This is a genomic window from Rhodoferax sp. (assembly GCF_018063565.1).
Taxonomy (GTDB): Bacteria; Pseudomonadota; Gammaproteobacteria; order Burkholderiales; family Burkholderiaceae_C; genus Rhodoferax.
Window position 1 is genome coordinate 1 of the sequence record NZ_JAGPBB010000105.1, and the last position, 10,199, is coordinate 10,199.

General features: G+C 59.2%; 9 protein-coding genes. 6 read left to right on the plus strand and 3 right to left on the minus strand.

Features of this window, described 5'->3' with window-relative positions:
- A partial coding sequence (locus KBF66_RS17000; protein WP_296660091.1) for an ATP-binding cassette domain-containing protein occupies positions 1–704 on the plus strand: 704 nt, incomplete at its 5' end.
- 59 nt (positions 705–763) lie between these two features.
- Positions 764–1,555, plus strand: coding sequence for an ABC transporter permease (locus tag KBF66_RS17005; RefSeq protein WP_296660095.1), 792 nt, complete (start codon positions 764–766; stop codon positions 1,553–1,555).
- Positions 1,556–1,581: 26 nt separating this feature from the next.
- Here the strand turns inward: KBF66_RS17005 and KBF66_RS17010 are convergent, their stop codons facing one another.
- The gene (locus tag KBF66_RS17010) at positions 1,582–2,469 is read right to left on the minus strand and encodes an AraC family transcriptional regulator (protein ID WP_296660098.1); all 888 of its coding nucleotides are present in this window, start codon (positions 2,467–2,469) and stop codon (positions 1,582–1,584) included.
- A gap of 146 nt (positions 2,470–2,615) precedes the next feature.
- Here KBF66_RS17010 and KBF66_RS17015 point away from each other — a divergent pair, with 146 nt between their 5' ends.
- Both KBF66_RS17015 and KBF66_RS17020 read left to right on the plus strand, forming a co-directional pair.
- Positions 2,616–3,038, plus strand: coding sequence for an ester cyclase (locus KBF66_RS17015; protein ID WP_296660101.1), 423 nt, complete (start codon positions 2,616–2,618; stop codon positions 3,036–3,038).
- 144 nt (positions 3,039–3,182) lie between these two features.
- Positions 3,183–3,686: an ester cyclase gene (locus KBF66_RS17020; RefSeq protein ID WP_296660104.1), complete on the plus strand. Its 504-nt coding sequence runs from the start codon at positions 3,183–3,185 to the stop codon at positions 3,684–3,686.
- Positions 3,687–3,693: 7 nt separating this feature from the next.
- Here KBF66_RS17020 and KBF66_RS17025 read toward each other — a convergent pair whose 3' ends face one another.
- A complete protein-coding gene (locus KBF66_RS17025; protein WP_296660108.1) occupies positions 3,694–5,289 on the minus strand; it encodes a choline dehydrogenase in 1,596 nt (531 codons plus the stop codon).
- A gap of 166 nt (positions 5,290–5,455) precedes the next feature.
- Here KBF66_RS17025 and KBF66_RS17030 point away from each other — a divergent pair, with 166 nt between their 5' ends.
- Both KBF66_RS17030 and KBF66_RS17035 read left to right on the plus strand, forming a co-directional pair.
- On the plus strand, positions 5,456–8,002 hold the full coding sequence (locus KBF66_RS17030) for an ATPase, T2SS/T4P/T4SS family (RefSeq protein WP_296660110.1): 2,547 nt from the start codon (positions 5,456–5,458) through the stop codon (positions 8,000–8,002).
- On the plus strand, positions 7,995–9,044 hold the full coding sequence (locus KBF66_RS17035) for a serine/threonine protein kinase (protein ID WP_296660113.1): 1,050 nt from the start codon (positions 7,995–7,997) through the stop codon (positions 9,042–9,044). The genes KBF66_RS17030 and KBF66_RS17035 overlap by 8 nt, the downstream gene beginning before the upstream one ends.
- Before the next feature lie 45 nt (positions 9,045–9,089).
- On the opposite strand, the gene KBF66_RS17040 is transcribed toward KBF66_RS17035, so the two are convergent.
- Positions 9,090–9,971, minus strand: a complete 882-nt coding sequence (locus tag KBF66_RS17040; protein ID WP_296660117.1) for a hypothetical protein — start codon at positions 9,969–9,971, stop codon at positions 9,090–9,092.
- Between the last annotated feature and the right edge of the window lie 228 nt (positions 9,972–10,199).

Sequence of the window (10,199 nt, forward strand, 5' to 3'; positions counted from 1 at the left end):
TGGCGATCAAGGCGCAGTTGGGCGTGGTGAGTCAAATGGACACCCTCGACCCGGACTTCAGTTGCGCCGAGAACCTGCTGGTGTATGGGCGCTACTTTGGCCTGAAAGACCGGGAGATCAAGGCGCGGGTGCCCCAACTGCTGGAGTTTGCTTCGCTGAGCAGCAAGGCCAGCGCCAAACCGGGTGAACTGTCCGGTGGCATGAAACGCCGCCTGAGCCTGGCGCGCGCGCTGGTCAACAACCCGCGCCTGCTGCTGCTCGATGAGCCCACCACCGGGCTGGACCCGCAGGCGCGCCACCTGATGTGGGAGCGCCTGCAATTGCTGTTGCAGCAGGGCAAGTCGATTTTGCTGACCACCCACTTCATGGACGAGGCCGAGCGCCTGTGCCACCGCCTGCTGGTGGTGGATCACGGCAAAAAGATTGCCGAAGGTGCGCCGCGCGACCTGATCCGCCAGCACCTCGAGCCCGACGTGGTCGAGGTGTATGGCAATGGGGCGCTGGTGCTGGTGGATTCACCGCTGAAGGCGCTGGCCGCGCGTGTCGAGGTGAGCGGCGAGACGGTGTTTTTCTACACCCAGGATGCCAAGCCGCTGTTGGCTGCGCTGGAGTCTCAGCACAGCCTGCGCACGTTGCATCGCCCGGCCAATCTGGAGGATTTATTCCTCAAGCTCACCGGTCGTCAAATCCGCGATGATGCCTAAGTACTATGAAAACAGAAGCATCTGGTAAAGATTTCATAAGCGCTGGAGGCCAAAAAACCTTGTCAATCTGGCGCGCCCCCGAGCTCTCAAGCCGCTGGTGGCCGGTGTTTCTGCGCAACCTTTTGGTCTGGCGCAAGCTGGCCATTCCCAGCCTGGTGGGCAATATTGCCGAGCCGCTGATGTGGCTGGTGGCCTTTGGCTATGGCATGGGCGCGCTGGTGGGGAAAGTCAAGGTGAATGGGGTCGAGGTGCCTTACATCCTGTTTCTGGCCAGCGGCAGCATTTGCATGAGTGCCATGAACGCGGCCAGCTTTGAGGCGCTGTACTCGGCTTTCAGCCGCATGCACGTGCAAAAAACCTGGGACGGCATCATGAACGCGCCAGTCAATCTTGACAACATCGTGCTGGCCGAAATGTTGTGGGCGGCGTTCAAGAGCCTGTTCACCGTGACGGCCATTCTGGCTGTGATGCTGGCGCTGGGCATCAGCTATTCCCCCAAACTGCTGGTCGCCTGGCCGGTGCTGCTGGGGGTGGGCATTACCTTTAGTTGCGTCGCGTTGATTTTTAACGCGCTGGCCAAGGGCTATGACTTCTTTACCTATTACTTCACGCTGTTTTTGACACCGATGATGTTTTTGAGTGGCATCTTTTTCCCGCTCGAGCAACTGCCGCCGCTGGTGCGTAGCATTGCGCAGTGGCTGCCGCTGACCAACGCGGTCGATCTGGTGCGTCCGCTCTTCATGGATCAGTGGCCCACACAGTGGCTGCGCCCGCTGGCGGTGCTGGGCGGGTTTGCAATCGGTGGCTTCTGGATCGCGCTGGCGCTGACGCGCAAGCGGTTCCGGGTGTGATCATTGCCCATGAAATGCTGTTGTGTTCACCGTTGCTGCGCGCGAAATTCTGAGGGCGTGACGGCCTGCTCGCGCCGAAAAAACTTGACAAAGTTGGTGGCCTCGTCAAAACCCAATTGGTCGGCAATGGTCTGCACTGGCCAACTGGTGTGCGCCAGCAATCGCTTGGCTTCGAGCACCAGGCGCTGGGCAATGCAGGCTTTGGGGCTCAGGCCGACGCCGGCCTGACTGGCTCGCGCCAGGTTTTTTTCGCTCATGCCAAGCCGCTTCGCATAAAACTGCACCTGATGATGGGCGGCAAACTCGACCTCCAGCAGCTGACGAAAATGCTTGAAATGGCTCATTGCAGAGGAGTTGACCTCCTGGCGAACTGGGACTTCGGGCTGCCACACTGACAGTCTCAACAAGGCGGCCGTCAATTGCAAGCGCAGCAGCGTGTTGCGAAGTTCAATGTCGCAGGGCAACTGGCTGTCGGCCTGCATGGAGGCCAGCGCCTGGTTCATGCGCACGTGCCGCGGCGCATCAAGCTGGCTCAGGCAGGGCAGGTCCTCCAGGCGTCGCAATAGCTCGACCTGTTCGGTGTTGGAACTGCGTGCCTGGGGCAGCAGCGCCTCGGGTTTGAATACCACCTGCCAGCCATCCCAGGGGATGGAAAAATCGTAGCGCACCACCTGCCCCGGCCGGATTAGCAGCCAGCCCCCGGGTGTAAGGGGTAAGGTGCTGAAATCCACCATCATGCTGGCGCGGCCCTGCATGACCCCCATCAACCGAAAAAAGTCAGCCCGCTGCAACTGCCGAAAGTGCTCGGGTGGCGCACGGGTTTGCAGATCGGCTATTGACATGAGCTCGATTTCCTGACGTTTGTCCTGTGGCGGATTGAAGCCTAGCGAGACGATTTGGGGTGTGGTGGCCATGAGAGAGTTGTCTGTTTTTTACCATTTTAAGGCGGTGATTTACCTTACTGAGTTTGATCGCCGCCGGCACACTGATGTCTGTTGCGGTGGTCCAGCAGCAAGGGCTTGCCGCACAACTATTCAACCCCGTTCCCAGGAGATTTTTAATGACCGAACCTCTCGTCGAATCCATCGTGTTGCCGTTTTACCAGCAGGCACTGACAGTCAACACCCAGGCCAACCCGGCCGAAGTGCTGGAGCGCGTGCTGGCAAACACCTTTCAGTCGATCAACAGCCAGGAAACCAAAGACAAGGCCACACTGATCAAGCAGGTGGGGATCTTCTGGAAGTTGATTCCTGATCTGGTCTGGGCACCGCAAGACATTGTGGTCAGCGCCGACGGGCGCAAAGTGGTGGTGCGCGCTGTGGCCAGTGGTTCGCCCAAAGGCAGTTTCATGGGGCTGGAGCTCGACGGCAGCAAGTCGTTTCGCATCGACAGCACCGATATCCACGAGATCGATGGGGGCCAGATCGTGCGGGTGCACCACCTGGAAGACTGGGCCACCGGCATGCGCCAGCTCAAAGGCTGACCACCTGGCCACGGTGCTGCCGGACTGTATTGGCAAACACCCAGGCGTTTCATGGTTGCTTTGTCATCTACAAATTCAATAGTGGCTAGCGCTTTACCAACAAGGGCTGGAGATCATTTTTATATTTATTTTAGGAGTTTCAACATGCAACAACAACAGACAATCAGGCGCGGTTTGCTCAACGTTGGCATCATGGCTGTGCTGACCGGCCCGGTGCTCGGGCAAACCACGCTGTCCACTACAGAGGCCCGCAAACTGGTCGAGCCGTTTTACAGCATGCTCAACCAGCCGGCAGGCAAAGACCTCAAGTCCTTGTCTGAGCAAGTGCTGGCACCCGACTGGAAGTCGTATTCCAGCGAAACCGACTTCAAAGGCCGTGACGGCTTTGTGGCACAGGTGGGTGGTTTTGGCAAGCTCATCCCCGACCTGAAATGGGACATCAAAGACGTGATGGTGGATGGCAACCGCATCATCGTGCGCAGCGAAGCCAGCGGCACGCCGGTGGGCCTGTTCTTTGGCGTGGCGCCCACGGGCAAGAGCTTCAAGATCATGACCATCGACATTCACAGCATCAAGGATGGCAAAGCCATCACCGCCCACCATGTGGAGGATTGGGCTGGCGCGATACGCCAGTTGTCGGCCAAATAAGGCGTTTTTACCGAGCGGCATCGGCCCGGATCATGTCCGACGCCTTTTCTGCAATCATGATCACCGGCGCGTTGGTGTTGCCACTGACCACGCGTGGCATGATCGACGCATCCACCACCCGCAGCCCTTGCAGACCATGCACACGCAATTGCGGATCGACAACGTCCATGTCGGTCGGTCCCATGCGGCAACTGCCCACCGGGTGGTAGATGGTGTCTGCGCGTTCGCGAATCACCTGTTCAATCTGCGCGTCGGTCTGCGCCTGTGCGGTGGCGTTCAGTTCGCGACCGCCAAACTGCGCCAGCGCGGGTTGTTTGAGGATGCTGCGCATCAGCTTGAATCCGCGCACCATGCGGTCCATATCGTCGCGGTGACCCAGGAAGTTGGGGTCCACCCTTGGCAAGGCCATCGGGTCTTTGCTGGCAAGTTCGACGCTGCCGCGGCTCAAGGGGCGCAGGATGCACACATGGCATGAGTAGCCATGGCCCAGCGTGAGCGTGCGGCCGTGGTTGATTAACTTGCCAATCACAAAATGCAATTGCAGATCGGGTGTGGCCTCGTCAGATTGGCTTTTGATAAAACCACCCGACTCGGCAAAGTTGGTGGTCAACATGCCTGTGCGGTGATTGCGCCAGTCAAAAATGCCCTTGAGCGTGCGCAGACCTCCGGTGAGCGACAGGCCAAACAGATCGGTGCCACCGGGCACGTCCACCACCTGCACGATGTCGGGGTGGTCATGCAAATGCTGGCCCACGCCGGGCAAGTTGTGTTGGGTGGCAATGCCATTGTCCAGCAGATGCTGATGCGCACCGATGCCCGAGAGCATCAGGATTTGTGGCGACTGGATGGCGCCAGCGCACAGTAGCACCTCGCGCTGGCACTTGAGTTGTTTGAGCAGCCCCTCGTGTACAAACTCAACGCCGACCGCGCGCTTCTTCTCCAGCAGGATGCGCGTGGTGTGGGCGCCGGTAAACACCTTCAGGTTGGGTCGCGACAGGTTGGGTGTCAGGTAGGCTTTGGCGGCGCTGAAGCGTTCGCCATTCTTGTGCGTGACCTGATACACGCCCACGCCTTCTTGCTGTGCGCCATTGAAGTCCGTGTTGCGCCGATGGCCGGCCTGCTCGGCCGCCCGTACAAACAGCTCGCCAAAGCGGTTCGGGCTGCGCAGGTCCATCACGTTGAGTGGGCCGCCACTGCCGTGAAAGGCGTCGGCGCCGCGCTCGTTGTGTTCGCTGCGCTTGAAATAGGGCAGCACATCGTCCCAAGACCAACCCGGGTTGCCTTGCGCCGCCCAGTGGTTGTAGTCTTCTTGCTGGCCCCGGATGTAGACCATCGCGTTGAGTGAACTCGACCCACCCAGCACCTTGCCACGTGGCTGGTAACCGGCGCGGCCATTGAGCCCGGGTTGGGGTACGGTGTTCAGGCCCCAGCCCAGCAGGCTGAACTTGGCGAGGCCCGCCAGGCCGGCCGGGCAATGGATCAGTACATTGCTGTCGACCGGACCGGCTTCGAGCAGGGCAACCGTGACATGGGGGTCTTCTGACAGGCGCGAAGCCAGCACACAGCCGGCTGAGCCGCCGCCGATGATGAGGTAGTCAAACATGGTTCTCTCCAGGCACGATCAGGTTTTCTTGGGGGTGTGCCTGCGCGGCAGGTTACCGTAAAAACCACGGGTGGATTAGAGACTTGACCCAAGGGCCGGCCAGTTGCGCCAGTGTGCTATGGTTTCAGGCATGATATGGGGGTAAAAAAGTCTCCAGGGTGTGTCGATGTCGCTCACTGTTCAACTCAACAAATCGCAGGAACCCGAGCTGTCGCTCTATCCGTTGCCCACGGATGAGTCCATTTCGGATAAGCCCAGGTGGCAGGGTTTTCGCTGGCCGGGGCCACCTTACGCCATTTACGAAGAGGGTGAGGCACTGAGCAGCCCGCTGGACTGCGAGATTGAAGGACTTAACGGGGCCATACGGCGATGTGCCTTGGTGGCGGTGTCGCCGGACGAAAAGACCATATCGATCCAGATCGAGCAGTCCAAAACACCGATCCCTCTGGCATTTTCGCAGTTTAGACGCGTAACCCTGAAGAAGCCGATCCATCCCCAGGAGATTGTCAGTACCGAGCAGTTCGCCGATATTCTGGGTTACCGCGCGAACATTGAATACCACCTGCAGCTGGAGAACGGGCAGAACCTCACCGGATTCACCGTGGGTTACGTCGAGGTGGGATATGGCCTGTTCGTGTTCACGCCGCTGGACGATCGGGGCACGTTGCAGCGGGTGTTCATGCCGCGGGAGTCGTACCAAAGTGTCAACATGGGAGAGCACATCGGTCAGGTGTTGATGGAGCAGAACTCGGTGACCGAGCAGCAGGTCGAGCAGGCGGCCAACGAACAGGAATCACGGCGCAACCGCAAGCTTGGTGACTATCTGGTCGATATCGCGGTGGTACAACCCGACCAGTTGATGGTGGCGTTGGACCAGCAGTCCAAGATGCCCATGATCCGGGTGGGCGAGGCCCTGATCCGGCTGGGCTACATCGATGAAAACCAGTTGCGTATGGCACTGGAGCGGCAAAAGACCGAGCGTTCAGTGCCTTTGGGCGAGATGCTGGTCAACATGGGCTACCTGACACGACGCGAGCTCAATACCGCGCTGGCGCGCAAGATGGGCTATCCGGTGGTCGATGTGGCTCAGTTTCCCATCGAGGCGGAAGCGCTGAAGAAAATCTCGATGGCCACCGCACAGCGGCTCAACGTCATGCCATTGATGTCGCGTAACGGCTTGATGGTGGTCGCCGCAGTTGATCCGACCAAAACCAAAACCATCGAAGAACTGGAGTTCATGGTGCAGGGCCGTGTCATCACCACGCTGGGTGATGAGATGCAGATCCAGCAAACCATACCTCTGGCCTACGAAAAACACGGACTGCATGGTGGTTTGCTCAACGAGGATCTGCCTGGTTTTTCCAGCCAGCCAGATAACCAGGCCAGTTCCAGCGAATTGCTGGAGTCGATGGAGCAAAGCCACGTGGATGACGTGGACGCCGCGCCCGAAAAGGCGATCGAACAGTCTGACAACACCCTCGTACGGCTGATCAACACCATGATCAGTGAGGCGCACACGCGTGGCGTGTCGGACATTCACATTGAGGCGCAACCGCGTAAAGCCAAAGTGCGTATCCGCTTCCGCAAGGATGGCGCCATGGCACCCTATCTGGAACTGCCTCACACCTATCGTCAGGCGCTGGTGGCGCGTCTGAAAATCATGGCTGATCTGGATATATCCGAGCGGCGCAAACCGCAGGATGGCAAGATTGATTTTGCCAAGTTCTCGCCGAAAACCAAGCTGGAGCTACGTATTGCCACCATTCCAACCTCCAATGGTCTGGAAGATGTGGTGATGCGGTTGCTGGCGTCGAGCAAACCGATTCCGATGGAAAAACTCGGTTTGTCAAAAGATAACTTCAGCCATTTGCAGGAGGCAGTCAGTCGACCTTATGGCATGGTGTTGTGTGTGGGACCAACCGGTTCGGGAAAAACCACCACACTGCACTCGGTGCTGGGTTATCTCAATACACCCGACCGCAAGATCTGGACCGCTGAAGATCCCGTTGAAATCACCCAGCCCGAGTTGCGGCAGGTGCAGGTGAACCCAAAAATCGACTGGACCTTTGCCAAGGCGCTGCGCTCTTTTCTGCGTGCCGACCCCGACATCATCATGGTCGGGGAAATACGAGACACCGAGACGGCGCAGATTGCGGTGGAAGCCTCGCTCACCGGACACATGGTGTTGTCAACCCTGCACACCAACAGTGCTGCCGAGACGGTGACGCGACTCGTCGACATGGGCTTGGATCCGTTCAACTTTGCAGATTCACTGCTGGCGGTGCTGGCGCAGCGACTGGCGCGCCGCCTGTGCAACAACTGCAAGGTGGTCGAACCCGCCAGCGAATCGTATGTCAACGAGTTGATGGGCTACTTTTTACACTCTTTCCCCGACGAAGTTCGCCCCAGCCCTGAGCATGTGCTGGCCCATTGGATGGCGCAATACGGTGCCAAAGGCACCTTGAGTCATTACAGTGCGCCTGGCTGCTCGGCGTGTTCGGGCAGTGGCCTGTCGGGGCGGGTGGGCTTGCACGAGCTGTTGCGCGTGACGCCCGGGGTGCGCCGGCTGATTCAGACCGGTGCGCGCTCTGAGCAGATTCAGGTGGAGGCGTTCCAGGGCGGCTGGTTCCGCACCTTGCGCCAGGACGGCATCGGCAAGGTTCTGGCCGGTCACACCACCATGGAAGAGGTACGGGGCAACAGCAATGCCTGACGACCCCGGCACGGCGGGGCACCCCTACCAGGCGCTCACCCCGGATGTGGTGATGGACGCGCTGGCCAGCGTCGGCTTGTTTGGCGACGGGCGGCAGATGCCGCTCAATTCCTACGAAAACCGGGTTTACCAACTCTATCTGGACGATGGCAGCGCGGTGGTGGCCAAGTTCTATCGTCCCGATCGCTGGAGCGAGGCGCAGATCCTTGAGGAGCACGCCTTTTCACGCGAACTCACGTTGGCAGAAGTTCCCGTGGTGGCCCCGCTGGCGCTCAGGGGCAGCACGCTGCACCATTTTGGCGGCTTTGCTTTCAGCGTCAGTCCGCGCCGAGGTGGGCGTAGCCCCGAACTGGACGACCCGGATGTACTTGAGTGGATTGGTCGATTCCTGGCACGACTGCACACGGTGGGATCGGCAACGCCTTTTGTGGCCCGACCGGCACTGGATCTGGAGAGCTTTGGCAACTGCTCCAGAGCGTGGCTGCTGGCGCACCACATGCTGCCGCTCGATGTTCAGTCGGCGTGGCAGCGGGCCTCGCAGGCTGCACTTGAACTGATAGCGGAAAGCGCAATGCCAAAAAGCGCCTGTGAGCAAAATGCGCATGAAATGAAGGGTATTCAATGCCTGCGCTTGCACGGAGACTGTCATCCCGGCAATATCCTCTGGACACCGCTGGATGCACCGGCAGGCAGTCTGCCCGGGCCACACTTTGTTGACATGGACGACGCCCGCATGGGACCCTCGGTGCAGGATCTGTGGATGCTGCTCAGCGGCGACCGGCAGCAACAAACACGGCAGTTAGGCGCCCTGGTGGATGGTTATGAGCAGTTTCGTACCTTTGACCGGCGTGAACTGGCGCTGATTGAGCCGCTGCGCACACTACGCTTGTTGCACTACAGCGCCTGGTTGGCACGCCGTTGGGACGACCCGATCTTTGCCATCAACTTTCCCTGGTTTGGCTCCAGCGATTACTGGCACGGTCAGGTGCAAATGCTGCAAGATCAGATCGAGGCCATGCAGGAGCCTCCTCTCGTGGTCTGAGCCAGAGGCGTGGGTAAAGCGGCCCCCTTGAAGCGGTCAAAAATTTCAGGCGCTGTAAACGGCCTTTGAGTCGGGTCGCGCTTGCCATCCGGGCGGCGGTGCCACGCGCAAGGTGCTGAAGCTGGCGAACACACTCACTTCGAGCCCGAAACCGCCGATGGGAATGTCGTACAGATTGGCACTTGGCCCAGTATCTTCGACCAGGCTACCGGAAGCCTGCGCTACCCCAAGCTTGAGCGCCCAGGTCAGTTGCTCCCACTGGGATGGGTTCAGACTGCCAAACTCCTGTACATGTTTGGCATATTGGGCCAGCTGGGCCATGTTCGCCGACTTGAACATCTTGTTCACGTTGAGCCCCAGCGCCAGGTTGCCGTCGCCGTAGATCTCCAGCTGAAAACCATTCATCTCCTGAACCGTGCTGAACCCCGAGAAAATGCCAAGAACCGGTCCGCCCGAATACCCAAGCCCGGGGCCGAGCCGGGCGGTGGTCACCCACACCGGTACGCCTTCGGCGTAGTTGTCGAGCTTGAACAGCAACAAAAATGCGGTCTCGGCGCCAGCCAGGAAATACTGGCCACCACCTTTGTAACCCAGGCCGATCCAGAGGTTTTCAGGCAGAGTGTGTTTCTGCGACAGAATCCACTCGCCATAAGCGGCCTTCTTGACCAGCTGCGCCTTGCCGATTTGCGGTCCATCCGTTGGTGCCCAACCCAGCAGCGAAAAACAGCGTTCAGCCATGGCGTCATCGAGCACCAGTTCAGTCCCGAACAGGCCGTTGATCTGGTGCCACTTGCCGTTTGGAAATGTCACATAGTCGCGCCATTTCGGTGTGGAGTGTTGGCGCAAGGTCCATACCCCGGTGGGATCAAGTTCGATATTGAGTTTTTCACCGCCTGGTGCCAGCACGGTGACCAAATTTTTGACCATGTCAGTGCCTTTCTGCTCCAAGGCACCGACTCAGCCACGCTGATCAAGATGGCCTTGCAGCGCGCACCAGTCTAGTGATCCCGAAATCGACTTGCAAGCGGTAGCCTTGTCCAATGAGGTATGAGCCTGAACAGGGCACTGTATTTCCACGCAGGAATGAGCCTGAAGCCGTAATTTGAGGTGAATTGGCGAGTGGGTTGATCATCCCGAGATGGTGATCAACATGGA